The organism is Pseudomonas sp. P4_C1 (genome assembly GCF_056402155.1).
In genome coordinates this window covers 207,427-226,420 of record NZ_JBFUHY010000002.1, presented here as the reverse complement: position 1 = coordinate 226,420, position 18,994 = coordinate 207,427, and the positions used below count along the sequence as shown (strand labels likewise).

Annotated in this window: 16 protein-coding genes; 7 read left to right on the top strand and 9 right to left on the bottom strand. The window is 61.0% G+C overall.

Features of this window, described 5'->3' with window-relative positions; all coding sequences use genetic code 11:
* Positions 1–100: 100 nt before the first annotated feature.
* Positions 101–721 (bottom strand): C40 family peptidase, encoded by a 621-nt coding sequence (locus AC1DU9_RS02480; protein ID WP_223456700.1) that lies wholly within the window; start codon positions 719–721, stop codon positions 101–103.
* Between the two features lie 251 nt (positions 722–972).
* Here AC1DU9_RS02480 and AC1DU9_RS02475 point away from each other — a divergent pair, with 251 nt between their 5' ends.
* Positions 973–1,392, top strand: a complete 420-nt coding sequence (locus AC1DU9_RS02475) for an NINE protein (RefSeq protein WP_046039250.1) — start codon at positions 973–975, stop codon at positions 1,390–1,392.
* Between the two features lie 94 nt (positions 1,393–1,486).
* On the opposite strand, the gene AC1DU9_RS02470 is transcribed toward AC1DU9_RS02475, so the two are convergent.
* The 8 genes from AC1DU9_RS02470 to gshB form a co-directional block, all read right to left on the bottom strand.
* Positions 1,487–1,942, bottom strand: a complete 456-nt coding sequence (locus AC1DU9_RS02470; protein ID WP_223456702.1) for a hypothetical protein — start codon at positions 1,940–1,942, stop codon at positions 1,487–1,489.
* 604 nt (positions 1,943–2,546) lie between these two features.
* Positions 2,547–3,818 carry a dihydroorotase gene (locus AC1DU9_RS02465; RefSeq protein WP_223456704.1) on the bottom strand — a complete coding sequence of 424 codons (1,272 nt, stop codon included), beginning with the start codon at positions 3,816–3,818 and terminating at the stop codon, positions 2,547–2,549.
* On the bottom strand, positions 3,815–4,819 hold the full coding sequence (locus tag AC1DU9_RS02460; protein ID WP_007939362.1) for an aspartate carbamoyltransferase catalytic subunit: 1,005 nt from the start codon (positions 4,817–4,819) through the stop codon (positions 3,815–3,817). The genes AC1DU9_RS02465 and AC1DU9_RS02460 overlap by 4 nt, the downstream gene beginning before the upstream one ends.
* 27 nt (positions 4,820–4,846) lie before the next feature.
* Positions 4,847–5,350 carry a bifunctional pyr operon transcriptional regulator/uracil phosphoribosyltransferase PyrR gene (gene pyrR, locus AC1DU9_RS02455; protein WP_223456707.1) on the bottom strand — a complete coding sequence of 168 codons (504 nt, stop codon included), beginning with the start codon at positions 5,348–5,350 and terminating at the stop codon, positions 4,847–4,849.
* Positions 5,351–5,429: 79 nt separating this feature from the next.
* A complete protein-coding gene (gene ruvX, locus AC1DU9_RS02450) occupies positions 5,430–5,867 on the bottom strand; it encodes a Holliday junction resolvase RuvX (RefSeq protein WP_057398155.1) in 438 nt (145 codons plus the stop codon).
* Positions 5,867–6,439, bottom strand: a complete 573-nt coding sequence (locus AC1DU9_RS02445; RefSeq protein WP_223456709.1) for a YqgE/AlgH family protein — start codon at positions 6,437–6,439, stop codon at positions 5,867–5,869. The genes ruvX and AC1DU9_RS02445 overlap by 1 nt, the downstream gene beginning before the upstream one ends.
* A gap of 192 nt (positions 6,440–6,631) precedes the next feature.
* Entirely contained in the window at positions 6,632–7,531 is a 900-nt protein-coding gene (locus tag AC1DU9_RS02440; RefSeq protein ID WP_223456711.1) for an energy transducer TonB, read from the bottom strand.
* A gap of 64 nt (positions 7,532–7,595) precedes the next feature.
* Complete coding sequence (gene gshB / locus AC1DU9_RS02435) at positions 7,596–8,549, bottom strand: glutathione synthase (protein WP_095944401.1); 954 nt, start codon at positions 8,547–8,549, stop codon at positions 7,596–7,598.
* A gap of 344 nt (positions 8,550–8,893) precedes the next feature.
* Here gshB and pilG point away from each other — a divergent pair, with 344 nt between their 5' ends.
* From pilG to AC1DU9_RS02405, 6 genes are all read left to right on the top strand, one after another.
* Positions 8,894–9,298, top strand: a complete 405-nt coding sequence (gene pilG, locus AC1DU9_RS02430) for a twitching motility response regulator PilG (RefSeq protein WP_223456712.1) — start codon at positions 8,894–8,896, stop codon at positions 9,296–9,298.
* A 57-nt stretch (positions 9,299–9,355) separates the two neighbouring features.
* Positions 9,356–9,721 carry a twitching motility response regulator PilH gene (gene pilH / locus AC1DU9_RS02425; RefSeq protein WP_223456713.1) on the top strand — a complete coding sequence of 122 codons (366 nt, stop codon included), beginning with the start codon at positions 9,356–9,358 and terminating at the stop codon, positions 9,719–9,721.
* Positions 9,722–9,731: 10 nt separating this feature from the next.
* A complete protein-coding gene (locus AC1DU9_RS02420) occupies positions 9,732–10,271 on the top strand; it encodes a chemotaxis protein CheW (protein WP_223456714.1) in 540 nt (179 codons plus the stop codon).
* A gap of 69 nt (positions 10,272–10,340) precedes the next feature.
* A complete protein-coding gene (locus AC1DU9_RS02415) occupies positions 10,341–12,401 on the top strand; it encodes a methyl-accepting chemotaxis protein (protein WP_223456715.1) in 2,061 nt (686 codons plus the stop codon).
* Positions 12,402–12,438: 37 nt separating this feature from the next.
* Positions 12,439–18,339, top strand: coding sequence for an Hpt domain-containing protein (locus AC1DU9_RS02410; RefSeq protein ID WP_477809697.1), 5,901 nt, complete (start codon positions 12,439–12,441; stop codon positions 18,337–18,339).
* The gene (locus tag AC1DU9_RS02405) at positions 18,332–18,793 is read left to right on the top strand and encodes a chemotaxis protein CheW (RefSeq protein ID WP_223456717.1); all 462 of its coding nucleotides are present in this window, start codon (positions 18,332–18,334) and stop codon (positions 18,791–18,793) included. Before AC1DU9_RS02410 ends, AC1DU9_RS02405 begins: the two co-directional genes overlap by 8 nt.
* Positions 18,794–18,994 lie beyond the last annotated feature (201 nt).

Below are 18,994 nucleotides of genomic sequence, written 5' to 3'. Positions count from 1 at the left end.
CGCGAGCAAGCTCGCTCCCACAGGGGGGCGCATCCCAATGTGGGAGCGAGCTTGCTCGCGATGGGGGCATCATGTTCGATGCAGATTCATGACACTGAAATCAGCGCTGAACGACGCGCAACTGATTCGGCTCTTTCGGCAGAACCCGCTTGGCAACCACGTAGTGGTTTTCCCAGTACGGTTTATTCAAAGTGTCGATGGACACCGACTTGCCGCGACGTGGCGCGTGGATGAAGCGATCGTTGCCCAGGTAAATGGCAACGTGATTGACCCGACGGCTCTTGATGTTGAAGAAAATCAGGTCGCCGGGCTTCAGGTCATTGCGATCGACTTTCTCCCCATGACCGCTGGCCATGGCATTGGAGGTGCGTGGCAGGTCGAACGAGGCGTCGTTGAACGCGTACTTCACCAGGCCGCTGCAATCGAAGCCTTTGCTTGGGCTGCTGCCGCCCCAACGATAGGGAGTGCCAAGGACGTTCACGGCGCGGCTCAGCACGTCGCTGCTTTCCTTGGTGCCCATCGGTGGAACCAGGCCGCTTTTGCTGCTGGCCAGGCTCGGAGCATATCTGGCGGATTTTTTGTCTTTGCTCGAAGGAGCAGAGGCATGGGATTTTGGGGTGTAACCATTAACGTTAGGAAGACGTTGCTCACGATTGGTGGCGTGGGCGGCCAGTGGCATCAAAAGGCAAATGGTTAGCCATGTCTTGAAAAATGAACGCATTAGGCAAGGCTCTTAATAGGTCAGCGCGCAACTTTATAACAGCTTTTTTGCCGCTTCCGAGGCCGTTGGTCGATTCAATCTGGAGGGCAATAGTGGCAAAAAAGCGGCAAAATGACGCAATTGTCGGACAGAAGTCCGGTGTTACAAGGCTTTGACGGGAGTGAAGGTAGCATTTGCCATACGTCGGATGCCTGTAAAAAAGTCACAAAGAATTAAAGAATATTTATCTATCGTGGGAATCGAGGTCATTCATGAACCCCTATCAACAGGCTGTCCAGCAGCAAGACACTCACAGCAAAGTGATCGGTTACCTGCTGTGGATTTTCGGTTTTACCGGCGCACACCGCTTCTATTACGGCAAGCCGGTGACCGGGACGATCTGGTTCTTCACCTTCGGCTTGCTCGGGATCGGTTGGCTGATCGACCTTTTCCTGATCCCGGCGATGGATCGCGAGGCTGACCTGCGGTTTACAGCCGGCCCGATCGAATACAACGTGGCGTGGATCCTGCTGACGTTTCTCGGGGTGTTTGGCGTGCACAGGATGTATCAGGGGAAATGGATCAGCGGACTGCTGTACCTGGTGACGGGCGGGTTGTTCTTTATTGGCGTGCTGTATGACTTCTGGACGTTGAATGACCAGGTGTCGGTGCGTAATGCACAGAGTCGTTGATTTCTGCGGCGAGGGGCAGGCCCCCTCGCCGCAGGCTTTTACTTCTGTTGACTGATCCAGCTATCTGCCTGCTTGAGTTATAGCCCATGAGTGGTTACTGAAATGCTTTCAGTAATTGAAGTTGAAGCGTTAAAAAAGCCATTGTGCTGAAGCTGTAGAAGATTGAAATGATGAAGTGGTTTGGGGTGGCCCAGTAATTTATGCTGTCGGCGAGAATCGCAAGCGATGCAATTGCAATTATTAATGCTGATATTTTTATCAAGGTTGAATTGGTGTGGCGGGCTTTTCTGTATAAAAATATTTGCATTAGGTGAAACATGAATAATACTAAGCCCGCAATCAGGATCGCACCTATTGGTATTCCGATTGAATCTCGATCTATGTCGTAAATGCCGGTGCTCAAATTTTTTTCTATGGTAAATATTGCTACGCTGGAAGTGAGCGCTAAAAGTAAAGGGTAGATGTAGTTCAGGTGTTTGTAGAGGGGCTTCATGTTGGCTCTTCCTGAATGCAGAAGCTCATAAATAAAGGCATTTATACCGTTTTTCATTCCGGCCAACCATGGAGCATACCCACTTCGGCTGAGGAAATGACGGGCCGTCGCACAGGTCCCCAGTTGAACACAGGATTAACTGTAAGCCTCCTGAGTTTCCCGTTATTCCTTTCGTTAGATAGGAAGTGTGGTAAGTCCATTTTTCATGTCTCGCTCCTTGTTTGTACAGCATTTGTATTCAGGGTGTTTGTAGTGATTTTTCTTTGTGCTGTTTTTATGTTAAATGATAGGTGTTGAATCTGCATTCAATAAGTTTGTAGGATGTTTCTGAATATTGAGAAGTTCCTTTCGCATAGGTGGTGAGTAGTCAGGAAGTTCTATTCACTGGATAGTTTTATTCGCCATCGTTTGTGGAAATGTTCTTGATGCAGATGTGTCGTTAGGGAGAGGCAGTGGATGACGGAGTAGGGGGAGGAGGGCTGTATGGCTTCTGGACGTTGAATGATCAGGTTTCCGTGCGCAACTCGCAGAGTAGGGGCGCTTTCTAAGACGCCATCGCGGGCAAGCCCGCTCCCACAGTGTTATCGGTTGGCTGCGAAATTTGCATCAACGCAGAACTACTGTGGGAGCGAGCCTGCTCGCGAATGCAGGCGACGCGGAGTTACGCCTGGTGGCTAATGCGCCCATCCACCAGGGTATAACGCACCACACCCGGCAGGCTGTGGCCAATGAACGGGCAGTTTTCGCCCTTGGATAGCCAGGTTTCACCCGCCACGGTCGAGGCCGCCGGGTCGAACAGTACGATGTCCGCCGCACCACCCACCGCCAGTTTGCCTGCTGGCAAGCGCAAGGCCTCGGCAGGGCCGGCACTCAGGCGCTTGAGCAGTGTCGGCAGGTCCAGCAAACCGTCTTCGACCAGGGTCATCGCCAGCGGCAACAGCAGTTCGACGCTGCTGATGCCCGGCTCGGTTGCGCCGAACGGTGCCAGTTTGGCGTCACGCTCATGGGGTTGGTGATGACTGGAGATGGCCGAGATCACGCCTGATTTCACCGCTGCGCGCAGGCCTTCGCGGTCGGCGCGGGTGCGTAGCGGCGGCTGGACGTGATACAGGCTGCTGAAGTCGATCAGCGCTTCGTCGGTGAGGATCAGCTGGTACAGGGCGACATCCGCGGTCACCTTCAGGCCCCGGGCCTGGGCCTGGGCGATCAATTCAACACCGCGGGCGCTGGTGAGCTGGCTGAAGTGCGCGCGCACGCCGGTCTGTTCAACCAGCAGCAGATCCCGGGCCAGGGCGACGGTCTCGGCACTTTCCGGGATGCCCGGCAAGCCAAGGAAGCTGGCGGTCGGGCCTTCGTGAGCCAGGCCGCCCTCGGCCAGGTCGTGATCCTGGGAGTTGAAAATCACCGTCAGGTCGAAGGTCGCTGCGTAGTCCAGCGCCCGGCACAGGGTGCGGTTGTTGCGAAAGCTCTCCAGGCCGTTGCCGAAGGCCACGCAACCGGCATCGCGCAGTGCCACCAGCTCTGCCAGCTGTTCGCCGTCCAGGCCTTTGCTCAGGGCGCCAATCGGGAAGACTTTGGTGTTGCCGGCCTCGCGGGCGCGGTCGAGGATCAGTTCGGCCACCGCCGAGGTGTCCAGCACCGGTTTGGTTTTTGGCGGGCAGCACAGGCTGGTCACGCCGCCAGCCGCCGCTGCGCGGGTTTCGCTGACAATCGAGCCTTTGCGGCTGTAACCCGGCTCACGCAGGGCAACGTTGAGGTCAACCAGGCCGGGAGCGGCCACCAGGCCTTTGGCGTCGATCGTGTCGACGGCGACAAAACCGGCTGGCGCAACGCCAAGGGCGACGACTTTGCAGGCTTCAATGTGGATGTCGGTCACTTGATCCAGGCCACTGGCCGGATCGATCACGCGGGCACCGAGAATGCTGAGCTTCACTGGGCGTTCTCCTGCTCGAATTGGCGCTGGGCTGTTTGCCCGCTCATGGCCATGGACAGCACGGCCATACGAATCGCGATGCCATAGGTCACTTGGTTGAGGATCACCGAGTGCGGGCCGTCGGCCACCGCCGACTCGATTTCCACGCCGCGGTTGATCGGCCCCGGGTGCATCACGATGGCATCGGGCTTGGCACCGGCCAGGCGCGCGGTGGTCAGGCCGAACAGGCGGTAGAACTCGCCTTCGCTCGGCAGCAGGCCGCCGGTCATGCGTTCACGCTGCAGGCGCAGCATGATCACCACGTCGACATCTTTCAGGCCTTCGGTCATGTCGGTGTAGACCTTTACGCCGTATTGCTCGATGCCGATCGGCAGCAGGGTTTTCGGCGCGATCACGCGGATGTCCGGGCAACCGAGGGTTTTCAGCGCCAGCATGTTCGAGCGTGCGACCCGCGAGTGCAGGATGTCGCCGACGATGGCCACCGAAAGGTTTTCGAAACCGCCCTTGTGTCGGCGGATGGTCAGCATGTCGAGCATGCCCTGGGTCGGGTGCGCGTGCCGGCCGTCACCGCCGTTGATGATCGCCACCTGTGGGCAAACATGTTCGGCGATGAAGTGCGCGGCGCCGGAATCGCCGTGGCGCACGACGAACATGTCGGCGGCCATGGCTTCCAGGTTGCGCAGAGTGTCGAGCAGGGTTTCGCCCTTGCTCGCCGACGACGTGGACACGTTGAGGGTAATCACATCCGCCGAGAGCCGCTGGGCCGCCAGTTCGAAGGTGGTGCGGGTGCGGGTCGAGTTTTCGAAGAACACGTTGCACACGGTCTTGCCGCGCAGCAGCGGGACTTTTTTCACGGCCCGGGCGCCGACTTCGAGGAAGGAGTCGGCGGTGTCGAGGATTTCCGTCAACAGCTCGCGGCGCAAACCGTCGAGCGAGAGGAAGTGGCGCAGCTGACCCTGATCATTGAGCTGCAGCGGGCGCTTGGTTTCTAGAGGCGTCATCGCGAGGGGGACTCTCAATAGGGCGAATTAAAGGGCGAGGTCTTGCAGTTCGAGCGCGAGCTCCGGGCCAGACAGCTTTACCCGTTCGTGGGCAGCCAGGGACAGGGTCGCGCCTACCACGTTCGGGCGGATCGGCAGCTCGCCGGCGTCCAGATCCAGCAGGCACACCAGCGTCACGCTGGCCGGGCGGCCGTAGTCGAACAGTTCGTTCATGGCGGCGCGGATGGTCCGACCGCTCATCAGCACGTCGTCGATCAGCACCAGGTGCTGGCCTTCGATCTCGAACGGCAGCGCCGAAGGGCGAACCTGCGGGTGCAGGCCGTTCTGGCTGAAATCGTCGCGGTAGAAGGACACGTCGAGAGTGCCGAGGGGCTCATTGCTGCCCAGTTCCTTGAGCAGGGCCTGGGCCACCCAGACGCCGCCGGTACGGATGCCGATGAAACGCGGGTCGCTGATGCCTCGTTTGGCCAAATAAGCGTCAAGTCGGGTTGCCATCTGGCTGACCAGTTCGGCGGGATTGGGCAGGCTCATGGTTGCTCCTTCTTGGGTTCGAGCCAGCTTGTGCGCAAAATGGCTCGGGTTGTAGCTAATGGAGACGCACAACGGCTCTTCAGGACTCGAACAGTGCGCCATTTTCGTCGAGCCAGCCTTGCAGCAGCAGGGCGGCGGCGATGGCATCGACCGGGTTGTCACGGTAACTGCCTTTCTGGCCGCCCCGGGCCAGGCGTTCGCCCTTGGCCTCAAAGGTGGTCAGGCGTTCATCGTGGGTATAGAAGGGCAGGTTGAAGCGGCCGTTCAGGCGCCGGGCGAACTTTTCTGCGCGGGCGCACATGTCACTGGGGGTGCCGTCCATGTTCAGCGGCAGGCCGACCACCACGGCATCGGGCTTCCATTCTTTGATGAGGGCTTCGACCTGGTTCCAGTCGGGAATGCCGTTCTGCGCTTTCAGGGTGCACAGCTCGCGGGCCTGGCCGGTCACCACCTGGCCGACCGCAACACCAATCTGTTTGGTGCCGTAGTCGAATCCGAGAATCAGCCGCAGGGCCATCAGGCGTGCCCCGCCTGGCTGGTCAGCAGGCTGAGGTTCACGCCCAGATGTTTGGCTGCCGCTTCCAGGCGCAGTTCGCTGCTGGTGTTGAACAGGATGTCGGCGTCAAACGGGCAGGTCAGCCAGGCGTTCTGCGCCAGTTCGGCCTCCAGCTGCCCGGCTTCCCAGCCGGCATAGCCGAGGGCAATCAGGCTTTTGGCCGGGCCGACGCCGTCAGCGATGGCGAACAGTATGTCCTGGGTGGTCGACAGGGATAATTCGTCTTCCAGATCAACGGTTGCCTGGAAGCTCAGCCCCTTGGGGTGAAGGACAAAGCCGCGATCGGTCTGCACCGGGCCGCCGACAAAGATCGGCACATGCTGGCAGAGCGCTGGCGGTTCGATATCCGGGCGCAATTGCTCAAGGATATCGGCCAGACTCAGCTCTTGCGGACGGTTGACCACCAGCCCCATGGCACCATTGGCCGTGTGCTCGACGATGTAGGTCAAGGTGTGCGCAAAGTTCGGGTCGGCCATGTGCGGCATGGCGATCAGGAATTGATGCTTGAGGTAGCTGGGGCTGACGTTTTTCATGAGCGCTAGTGTGGCGTTCGAGGGGCGAACTGACAAGCTGGGGATGCACAGGAAATGCCTCAAATCCCCACTGACGACTTGGATTCCTGTGGGAGCGAGCTTGCTCGCGATGGCGGCCTGGCAGTCGACATCTCTGTTGAATGTGAAGTTGTCATCGCGAGCAAGCTCGCTCCCACAGGGTTTCGGGGGTGGTCAGTTGCTTGAGAGCCTGTCCCCACGGGCAAACTTCCAGGTGCGGATGATCTCCAGCCGGTCAACATCCGAGAGATCCCCGGTAAACGGTGCAAACGGCGCCGCCAGCCGGACGATTCGTTGCGCCGCCTGGTCCAGCAGCGGCTGGCCGGAAGACTCCAGCACCAGTACTTCATACAGCGAACCGTCGCGATTGATCGACACCATCAGGCGCAAGTTGCCGTAGATCTGTTTGCGCCGCGCTTCGTCGGGGTAATTGAGGTTGCCGATGCGCTCGACTTTCTTGCGCCATTCGTCCTTGTACCAGGCGCCCTTGTCGCGCATGGTCGAGGCCGCGCTCAAGCGGTGAATGCGCGGGCGCTTGGCGTACAGCTGTTGTTCGGCGGCCAGTTCCGCTTCCAGGCTGGCGATGTCGCTGGACAGCTGCTCGCTGTCGAACGTCGGTGCCTGGACCTGGGATTTGACCTCGGTCTTGGGCTCCTCGGTCTTGGCGGGGGCTTTTTTCGGTTTCGGTGCCACGGTGGTCACGGCAGCCTTGGGCGGGGCTTCCTGCGTTTCAGGCTTGGCGGCCGGCGGTGGCGTGACCTTTTGCACCTTGTTGTCCTGGAACGGCGCGACCTCGGTGGTCTTGGGAATCGCCTTTTTATCCAGGGTGCCGCTGCCTTGCTGATTCTCCTGGGCGAGGAAGTCGGCCTTTTCAGGCTTCTTTTCGCTTTTGAAGGTGGCGAGGGTGATTTCCAGGGTTTTGCTGATCTGCTTTGGTTCGACCACTGCAAACCCGACACCCAACAGCAAGGCCAGGTGGATCAGCGCCGCCAGAAACAGGGTAAAACCGAGGCGATCGGCCGGGCGCACGCCACGGTGGGCGAGTTCGGCAGGCAGATCGGACGGGAGGGTCATGACAAGGAAACCAACATCGCGTTTTCACAGGCCGCGCATGATAACGCAATGTTGGTTTGGCTAATCAACGTGCCTTGAGCTTCTGATCGATGGCATCCATCAGCATGCCGCCGATGTCGGTGCCAAACGCGTTATCAATCTCGCGAATGCAGGTCGGGCTGGTGACGTTGATCTCGGTCAGGTGCTCGCCGATCACGTCCAGGCCAACGAACAACAGGCCTTTTTCACGCAGGGTCGGGCCGACTTGCGCGGCGATCCAGCGGTCCTTGTCGGTCAGCGGGCGGGCTTCGCCACGGCCACCGGCGGCGAGGTTGCCACGGGTTTCGCCCTTGGCCGGAATCCGCGCCAGGCAATAATCCACAGGCTCGCCATCGATCATCAGGATGCGCTTGTCACCATCGACGATAGCTGGCAGGTAACCCTGGATCATGATTTGCTGCTGACCATGCAGGGTCAGGGTTTCGAGGATCACCGAGAGGTTCGGGTGGCCGGCGGTGTGGCGGAAAATCGAGGAGCCGCCCATGCCGTCCAGCGGCTTGAGAATCACATCGCCATGGTGATCGGCGAATTCGCGCAGTACGTCCGGGCGGCGGCTGACGATGGTCGGCGGCGTGCACTGCGGGAACAGTGTGGCGAACAGCTTTTCGTTGCAGTCGCGAAGGCTTTGCGGCTTGTTGACCACCAGCACACCGGCGCGCTCGGCTTGTTCCAGCAAATAAGTGGAGTAGACGAACTCCATGTCGAACGGCGGATCCTTGCGCATCAGGATCACGTCCAGATCGCTTAGCAGTGCGTCGCTTTCAGCGCCCAGTTCGAACCATTTTTCCGGGTTGGCGAACACCTGCAGCGGACGCATCCGCGCCCGCGCCTGGCCTTCGCCCTGATAGAGGTCGCGCTGCTCCATGTAGAACAGCTCCCAGCCGCGCTTTTGCGCGGCCAGCAGCATGGCCAGCGAGCTATCCTTTTTATAGGAAATGCTGGCGATAGGGTCCATGACAATCCCGACGCGAACGCTCATTGGGTTTTCCTCGAAATTTTGGGGGCTTGTGCCGATCTGTAGGAGCGAGCCTGCTCGCGATGGATGTCAGAGCACCGCGTTCATCCAGCCAGCACGCGTCATCGTTAGCGATCATCGCGAGCAGGCTCGCTCCTACAAAGAGCCGTATAAAAGTGGCGTCAGAGTGGCGCTGAGTGTGTTCCCGGTCAAGGAAAAACCACCTTGAAGGTCGGCCGATAGATTGGTTTTGGAGACTGTGCTAAAAAGGCTGCCAAGTGGTAATGGCCCTTGAACATCAAGGGTTTCGAGCTGCCGTTAACCGGCAAACGGACAAATTGTTTCGCAAAGGCGACGGTAGAGCATTTATGGAACAGCACCCCAGCGCCTTGAAGGTCATGGTGATCGACGATTCGAAGACGATTCGTCGCACCGCCGAAACGCTGTTGAAGAGCGTCGGGTGCGAAGTCATTACCGCCATCGACGGCTTCGATGCCCTGGCCAAGATTGCCGACAACCATCCCGGCATCATCTTTGTCGACATCATGATGCCGCGCCTGGATGGCTACCAGACCTGCGCCCTGATCAAGAACAACAGCGCGTTCAAGTCCACGCCGGTGATTATGCTGTCGTCCAAGGACGGGCTGTTCGACAAGGCCAAGGGGCGCATCGTCGGCTCCGACCAGTTTTTGACCAAGCCTTTCAGCAAGGAAGAATTGCTTGATGCGATCCAGGCCCATGTACCGGGTTTCGCCGCCGTTTTGCCGCAGTAGGACACGCACAGTGACGCTCGGCCATCGGGCCCGGCGTCGACAAGAATGGGGAAGACCATGGCACGTATTCTGATCGTCGATGATTCGCCGACCGAAATGTACAAACTGACCGGCATGCTGGAAAAGCACGGTCATGAAGTGTTGAAAGCCGAAAACGGCGCCGACGGTGTGGCCCTGGCCCGCCAGGAAAAACCCGACGCGGTGCTGATGGACATTGTCATGCCCGGCCTCAACGGCTTCCAGGCGACCCGTCAGCTCACCAAGGATCCGGAAACCGGACACATCCCGGTGATCATCATCACCACCAAGGACCAGGAAACCGACAAGGTCTGGGGCACGCGCCAGGGCGCCAGGGATTACCTGACCAAACCGGTCGATGAAGACACCCTGATCAATACCCTGAACAACGTGCTGGCCGGTTGATCGTCAGGTCATGAACGAGTCGCTGACGGCTTTTGAGCTGCTGCTGCAAATCGACCGGCGCTGTCGTTTGCTGGCGGCGGACTTGCCGTCCCAGCCACCCCGGCGGGACAGCTGGAGCGGCATCGGTTTTCGCCTGGGCGAGCACTGGTACGTCGCGCCCATGAGCGAAGTCAGCGAAGTCCTGCACGAGCCGCGCGTCACTCAGCTGCCGGGGGTCAAACCCTGGGTCAAGGGTGTCGCCAACCTGCGCGGGCGTTTGCTGCCGGTCATGGACTTGTGCGGCTTCTTCGGGCACGAGCTTTCGGCGGTGCGCGGGCAGCGGCGGGTGTTGGTGGTGGAACATGAAGAGGTGTTTGCCGGGTTGTTGGTCGACGAAGTCTTCGGCCTCCAGCACTTTGCCCAGGACAGCCTGGAGCCGGTGCTGGCAGAAGAGTTGAAAGGGCCTATGGCGGCGTTCGTCAAAGGCCGGTTTCAGCGCGAGCAGTGCTGGCAGGTGTTCAGCCCGTTTGCGTTGACGCAGTCTCAGGGGTTCATGAACGTCGCGGTGTAGTTGGAGCAAGCTCGCTCCCACAGGTTCCCCGGTAAGTCTTGGAAGGTGCTGGTTAACAGGCGAGGACCGATGATAAAAGCAAAAGCAGGCAAGCCATTGGAAGGGTCGCGCAGCCGGTCGCAGATTATCGTGCTGTTCATCGCGCTGATCGTCTTCATCATGCTGCTGTTCGCCAACTTCGCGTACCTCAACACCCAGGCTACCTACGACAAACAGTACATCGGCCACGCGGGCGAACTGCGCGTGCTGTCCCAGCGTATCGCCAAGAACGCCACCGAAGCCGCCGCCGGCAAGGCTGCCGCGTTCAAGTTGCTCAGCGATGCGCGCAACGACTTCGCCCAGCGCTGGGGTTATCTGAAAAAGGGCGACCCGGCCACCGGCCTGCCGCCGGCCCCTGCTACCGTGCGTCCGGAGATGCGCGCGGTGCAACAGGACTGGGAACGCCTGCTGAAAAACACCGATGCGATTCTTTCCAGCGAGCAAACCGTACTGTCGCTGCATCAGGTCGCCGCGACCCTGGCCGAAACCGTGCCGCAGTTGCAGGTCGAGTACGAAAAAGTCGTCGAGATTCTCCTGCAACGGGGCGCTCCGGCGGCCCAGGTGGCGATGGCCCAGCGCCAATCGCTGCTGGCCGAGCGGATCCTCGGCGCGGTCAACACGGTATTGGCCGGCGACGAAAATTCACAGCAGGCCGCCGATGCGTTCGGACGTGATGCGACGCAGTTCGGCAAGGTGCTCAACGGCATGCTCCAGGGCGACCCGGCGCTCAAGGTCAGCCAGGTCGAAGATCGTGACGCCCGTGCGCGTCTCGCGGAAATCTCCGAGCTGTTCGAGTTCGTCTCGGGCTCGGTGGACGAGATCCTCGAAACCTCGCCGGAGCTGTTCAAGGTCCGCGAATCGGCCTCGAACATTTTCAGTCTGTCGCAAACCCTGCTCGATGAAGCCTCGCACTTGGCCAACGGTTTCGAAAACCTGGTCGGTGGACGCACCACCGACACCATTGGTGGTTACGTACTGGGCTTGCTGGCGCTGGCTTCGATCATCCTGATCGGCATGGTGATGGTGCGCGAAACCAATCGTCAGTTGCGCGAAACCGCGGAGAAAAACGAGCGTAACCAGAACGCGATCATGCGCCTGCTCGACGAGATCGAAGACCTGGCCGACGGCGACCTCACGGTGACCGCCTCGGTGACCGAAGACTTTACCGGCACCATCGCCGATTCGATCAATTACTCCGTCGACCAGTTGCGCGATCTGGTCGCGACCATCAACCTCACCGCCGGCCAGGTCGCAGCCGCCGTGCAGGAAACCCAGGCCACCGCCATGCACCTGGCCCAAGCGTCGGAGCATCAGGCCCAGCAGATTTCCGAGGCCTCCATGGCAATCAACGACATGGCCGAGTCGATCGACCAGGTGTCGGCCAACGCAGCTGAATCTTCGGCGGTTGCCGAGCGCTCGGTGGAAATCGCCAACAAGGGCAACGAGGTGGTGCACAACACCATCCACGGCATGGACAACATTCGCGAGCAGATCCAGGACACCGCCAAGCGCATCAAGCGCCTGGGCGAGTCGTCCCAGGAAATCGGCGACATTGTCAGCCTGATCGATGACATTGCCGACCAGACCAACATCCTTGCCCTCAACGCGGCTATCCAGGCGTCCATGGCCGGTGACGCCGGTCGCGGTTTCGCCGTGGTCGCCGATGAAGTGCAGCGCCTGGCCGAGCGCTCATCCGCCGCCACCCGGCAGATCGAAACCCTGGTGCGGGCGATCCAGACCGACACCAACGAAGCGGTCATCTCCATGGAGCAGACGACGACCGAAGTGGTGCGCGGCGCCCGTCTGGCGCAGGATGCCGGTGTGGCCCTGGAAGAAATCGAAGGCGTCTCCAAGACGCTCGCGGCATTGATCCAGAGCATTTCCAATGCGGCGCAACAGCAGACGTCGTCGGCCGGTCAGATTTCCCTGACGATGAACGTGATCCAGCAGATCACCTCGCAGACGTCGTCGGGTTCCACCGCCACGGCCGATAGCATCGGCAACCTGGCGAAAATGGCCAGTCAATTGCGTCGTTCGGTGTCCGGTTTCACCTTGCCGGATGCCAAGGCGCAGGTTGTGGACAAAGCTTGAACCGCCCATGGGTATCTGAATTGTGATTGGAGTGGTTATGGGTGATCGGCACGACTATGTGGCCCTCGAGTGGGTCAAGGGCGAGATTGCCGAAACGCTGAAACAGGCTCATCACGCGATCGAAAACCTGCTCGATGACCCGCAGGCGACGCAAGCGCTGGATGATTGCCTGGCATGCATCCATCAGGTCCACGGCAGTTTGCAGATGGTCGAGTTCTACGGCGCGGCGTTGCTCGCCGAAGAAATGGAACAACTGGCCATGGCCTTGCAGGGCAGCCGTGTCAGTCATCGCGACGAGGCGTTGCACCTGTTGATGCAGGCCCTGGGGCAGCTGCCGATCTACCTCGACCGGGTGCAAGGCGCGCGTCGTGACTTGCCTCTGGTGGTGTTGCCACTGATCAACGACCTGCGCAGCGCCCGCGGCGAAAGCCTGCTGTCGGAAACCAGCCTGTTCAGCCCGCAATTGCCCGAGTTACCAGCGCTGGACGCAGAAACGCTGGCGCAGCTGGAGCCGGCCGAATTGCCCAATGTGCTGCGCAAGCTGCGGCAGATGCTGCAAATGGCGCTGGTCGGTTTCCTGCGTGAACAGGACAACGACACCAACCTCGATTACCTGGCCAAGGTCTTTACCCGCCTCGAAGCACTGTGCGCCAATGCACCCCTGAGCCCGTTATGGCAGGTGGCATCGGCGCTGGTCGAAGGCATGCAGGGCGGTGCGATCGCCAACAGCCCGGCCTTGCGCAGCCTGTTCAAGGACGCCGACATTGAGCTCAAGCGTCTTCTCGAACAAGGCATTCAAGGCATCAACCAAGCGGCCCCGCCGGAGCTGCTCAAGAGTTTGCTCTTCTACATTGCCAAGGCCGAACATCCCACCGGGCAGATGCTGACCATGAAAGAACGCTACTCACTGGACGACGCGCTGCCCGACAGCGCGATGGTCGATGAAGAACGCGCGCGGCTGGCCGGTCCTGACCGTGATGCCATGCGCTCGGTACTGGCGGCGCTGTGCGAAGAGCTGGTGCGGGTCAAGGAGCGCCTGGACCTGTTCGTGCGCAGTGACCGCCAGCACACCTCTGACCTCGACAGCCTGCTGGCGCCGCTGCGGCAAATCGCCGACACCCTGGCGGTCCTGGGCTTCGGCCAGCCGCGCAAGGTGATCATCGATCAATTGGCGGTGGTGCTCAGCCTCGCCCAGGGCCAGCGCGAACCCAACGATGCGATCCTCATGGACGTTGCCGGGGCCTTGTTGTACGTCGAAGCGACGCTGGCCGGCATGGTCGGTACCGTGGAGCCGGAGAGCCAGGAAGACAACCGCCTGCCGACCACCGACCTGACGCAGATCCATCAGATTGTGATCAAGGAGGCCCGCATCTGTTTGCAGCAGGCCAAAGACATGATCGTCGACTACATCGACGCCGATTGGGACCGCCAGCATTTGCAGGCGCTGCCGGCCTTGCTGACCCAGGTGCGCGGCGCGCTGGCGATGATTCCGCTGGGCCGGGCGGCGAGTCTGGTCGAAACCTGCAATCACTTTATCCGCGAGCACCTGTTGCTCGAACCGGGTCAACCGGGCTGGCAGGAACTGGACAGCCTGGCCGACGTGATCACCAGCATCGAGTACTACCTCGAGCGCCTCAGCGATGACCCGCAAGCACAGGGTGAAAACCTGCTCGATGTCGCGGAAAAAAGCCTGGCCAGCCTCGGGTTTTTCCCCAGTGAGCAGCATGTGCCAGTGCTTGATGATGTGCTCAACCCGACCGAAGCGCAGGTCATGCAGATGATGCAGGAGCTGGATGATCCGCAGACCGTCCAGACCCTGGCCGACGTGCTTGCCAGCCCGGTTTCGAGCCTGAACCCGCCCGCGCTGAACACCCCGGGCAGCCTGCTGCCGCCACCTGCAGGCGAAGAATCGGTGGACGAGGAACTGCGTGAGGTGTTCCTCGAGGAAACCGACGAAGTCCTGGAAATCCTGCGCGAGTACTTGCCGCGCTGGTCGGTCAACCCCGACAACCGCTCGGCCCTGAGTGAGCTGCGCCGCGCCTTTCATACCCTCAAGGGCAGCGGCCGGATGGTGCGCGCCCTGGTGTTGGGTGAGCTGGCCTGGGCTGTGGAAAACCTGCTCAACCGCGTACTGGAAGACAGCGTGGAGCCGGGCGCTACGGTGCAACGACTGATCGGCGATGTGCTGCAGCTGCTGCCGGAACTGGTGGCGGAATACGCCGCCAATGCCCAGCGTCAGCGCAACGATGTCGACCAGTTGGCAGCGCGTGCCCATGCCCTGGCCAAGGGCGATGAGCCGGTGTCCGATGAGGATACGCAGGATGTCGCGGCCCTCGACCCGCTGTTGCTGGAGATCTTCCGCAAAGAGGCCGAAACCCACTTGGGCAGCCTCAATCGCTTCCTTGATCAGGCCGCCGAACATGTGCCGTTGCAGGCCAGCGACCAATTGCAGCGCGCCTTGCACACCCTCAAGGGCAGCGCCTCCATGGCCGGCGTGTTGCCGATTGCCGAACTGGCCGCGCCGCTGGATCAACTGGCCCGGGAATACAAGGCACACCTGATTGCGCTGGATCTGGACGAAGTTGAACTGCTGCTGGAGGCAGAAGGGCTGTTCCGCCTCGGCTTACGCCAGCTCAAACGCGATCCGCTGGCGGAAATTCCCGGCGCCCGGGGTTTGACCGAGCGAGCCAAGGCGTTGTTGGCCGAGCGCCTGGAAAACCTCACGCCGAACACCGGGCTGCGGATCAAGCGCGACCCGCAACTGATCAACAACTTCCTCGCCCAGGGCATGGACATCCTGCTGGACGCCGAAAGCCTGTTGCAGCGTTGGCAGCAACACCCCGGCGAACGTCAGGAACTCAGCGCACTGCTGGACGAATTGACCACCCTCGGCGAAGGCGCCCATCTGGCCGACCTGCACCCGGTGGATGAGCTGTGCGAAGCGCTGCTCGACCTGTACGGTGCCGTGGAGGAAAGCAGCCTCGCGGTCAGCGAGCGGTTTTTCCATGAAGCACAGGGTGCCCACGAAGCACTGATCAACATGCTCGACGAACTGGCCGCCGGTCAGGAAGTCAGCCCGCAACCGCAACGGATCAGGGCCTTGCGCGAACTGCTCGACGAGAGCCTCGACCCGTCGGCCATGGGCCTGATCCGCAGTGATGGCAGCCGTAGCCTGAGCATCCGCGAATTGGGTTCTGCCACCGAGGAGCTGGCCCAAGCCACCACGGCCACGGGGCCGGACGATGAAATCGTTGCGATCTTCCTCGAAGAAGCGGTGGATATCCTCGAAAGCGCCGGTCATGCCTTGCAGCGTTGGTTGCGCGACCCGGACAACGCCGCGCCGCTGTCGTCCCTGCAACGGGATTTGCACACCCTCAAGGGTGGCGCACGCATGGCCGAGGTCGGGCCGGTCGGCGATCTGGCCCATGAACTGGAAAGTCTTTACCAGGGCCTGGTGGACCGTCGTTATGCCTTCAGCGATTCAATGGCGGTGTTGCTTAAACAGAGCCATGAGCGACTGGCGTTGTATTTCGAACAGTTGCAGCTCAACCAGCCACTGGACGATGCCCGAGAGCTGATCGAAGCCATTCGTGCCTACCGTCAAGGGCATGCGGGTATCGCCGAGTCTGCCCGGCAGGCGACCGACAACGACTCGGCTGCGCACGATCCGCAATTGCTGGAAATATTCCTCGAGGAAGGTTTCGACATCATTGAAAGCTCCGGGGCGGCGCTGGAGCGCTGGCAGGTCCAGCCTTCGAATCGGCAGGAAGTGGAAACCCTGCTGCGCGACCTGCACACCCTCAAGGGCGGCGCGCGCATGATGGAAATCGCCGCGATTGGTGATCTGGCCCATGAACTGGAGTTCCTCTACGAAGGCCTGTCCACCGGCGTGTTGCAACCGACGGAGCCGTTGTTCGCGCTGTTGCAGCGCAGCCATGACCGCCTGGCGCAGATGCTCGATGCGGCCCGCGCCGGTGAGCCGATGCCGCCGGCCGATCGCTTGATCGATGCCATCAAGAACTTCAGCCACCCGGCCGTGCCTGAAGCCCCCGCGCCGATTGCTCTGCCGGCCACGCCCAAGGCCGAGCCGCTGACGCCGCCGTCCGATGCCGGCGCCGACATGGTCAAGGTCTCGGCGGAGCTGCTCGATGATCTGGTCAACCTGGCCGGTGAAACATCGATCTTCCGTGGCCGGATCGAGCAGCAGGTCAACGATGCGCACATCGCCCTGAATGAGATGGAGACCACCATCGAGCGAATGCGCGACCAGTTGCGTCGCCTCGATACCGAAACCCAGGGGCGGATCCTCAGCCGCCAGCAAGTCGACGCCGAGCGCCTGGGCTACGAAGAGTTCGACCCGCTGGAAATGGACCGCCACTCTCAATTGCAGCAACTGTCCCGGGCGCTGTTCGAATCGGCCTCTGACTTGCTCGACCTCAAGGAAACCCTCGAACGACGCAATCAGGATGCGGAAAACCTGTTGCAACAGCAGGGCCGCATCAACACCGAATTGCAGGAAGGCCTGATGCGCACGCGCATGGTGCCGTTCGAGCGCATGCTCCCGCGTTTGCAGCGCATTGTTCGGCAGGTGGCCGGCGAACTGGGCAAGGACGTGGATTTCATCGTCGATAACGCCGAAGGCGAGATGGACCGCAACGTTCTCGAACGCATGGCCGCGCCGCTGGAACACATGCTGCGCAACGCCGTCGACCACGGCCTGGAGTCCGTCGAAGCACGGCTGGCGGCGGGAAAACCGGCCAAGGGCAAGATCACCCTCGATCTGCTGCGCGAAGGGGGCGACATCATTTTCGACATCCGCGACGACGGCGCCGGTGTGCCGCTGGACGCGGTGCGGCGCAAGGCGATCAAGCGCGGTCTGCTCGCCCCGGACAGTGTCATCAGTGATCACGACGTGTTGCAGTTCATCCTGCAACCGGGGTTTTCCACCGCCGAAAAAATCACCCAGATCTCCGGGCGCGGCGTCGGCATGGACGTGGTGCACGAAGAGGTGCGGCAACTGGGCGGCACCATGAGCATCGACTCGGTGCCGGGGCAGGGCGTGCATTTTCGCATTCGCCTGCCGTTCACCGTATCGGTCAACCGGGCGCTGATGGTGCAGTGCGGTGAGGACCAATACGCGATCCCGCTCAATACCATCGACGGCATCGTGCGCGTCCTGCCCAATGAACTCGAAGGGTATTTCCGTTTCGATTCGCCAACCTACGAATACGCCGGACAACGTTACGAGCTGTGCTATCTGGGTGAGCTGCTGAAAACCAGCCCGCGCCCGAAGCTGTTGGGCCAGAGCCTGCCATTGCCGGTGTTGCTGGTGCAGTGCAACGAACGGCACATCGCGGTGCTGGTGGACGCCATGGCCGGCACTCGCGAAATCGTGGTCAAGAGCCTGGGGCCGCAGTTCGCGGCGGTGCAAGGGGTGTCCGGGGCGACGATTCTCGGAGACGGCCGGGTGGTGCTGATTCTGGATTTGCTGGCGCCGATCCGCGCCATGCAGGCCCGTGTGCCCCAGCGTCCGGCAGGACAAGAGGTCGAGGCCGAACCGCATCGGCCGCTGCTGGTGATGGTGGTCGACGACTCGGTCACCGTGCGCAAGGTCACCAGCCGCTTGCTCGAACGCCACGGCATGAACGTGTTGACCGCCAAGGACGGGGTCGATGCCATGCTGCTGTTGGAAGAACACATGCCCGACCTGATGCTGCTGGACATCGAGATGCCGCGCATGGATGGCTTCGAAGTCGCGACCCAGGTGCGCAACGACGAACGCCTGCGACACCTGCCGATCATCATGATCACCTCCCGCACCGGACAGAAACACCGCGACCGCGCCATGGCCATCGGCGTCAACGACTACCTCGGCAAGCCGTACCAGGAATCGGTGCTGCTCGAAAGCATCGCCTTGTGGAGCAAGACCCATGCTTGAGCACCGCACCAGCAACCTCACCGGCCTGCTGCTGCCGTTGGCCGACCGTAACCTGATCCTGCCCAACGTCGCCGTTGCCGAGCTGATCGATTACCAGCCGCCGGGGACTTTCGACCTTGACACACCGCCGTGGTACCTGGGCCTGGTGATGTGGCGCGAACGGCAGATTCCGCTGCTGAGTTTCGAATCGGCCTGCGCGCAGAAAGTCGTCATCGGCGAACGTGCGCGGATCGTGATCCTCAACGCCCTCGGCGGGCGCCCCGAGCTGAAGTTCATCGCGCTATTGGTGCAGGGCATTCCGCGCTCCTGCAAGCTCGATAGCCAGTTGAGTTATGTGGATGTGCCGTTGTGTTCGTTGGAACAGGCGGCGGTGCAGGTGGGCGAGCAGGTGGCCAAGGTGCCGGATCTGTTGGCGCTGGAGGCGTTGTTGGTGGATGCCGGGTTAATCAACTGATCCCGATTCAGCGGTGATCTGACCGGCCTCTTCGCGGGCAAGCCCGCTCCCACAGTGTCCGTGTGTTGCCCAAATTCAACGGCAACCACTAACCCTGTGGGAGCGGGCTTGCCCGCGAAGGCGTCAGTTCTGACAACCATTACCCTGAGCGTAACGATCCACCACTCTGCTTGATTGATACACCCACCCAACGCTCCTAAG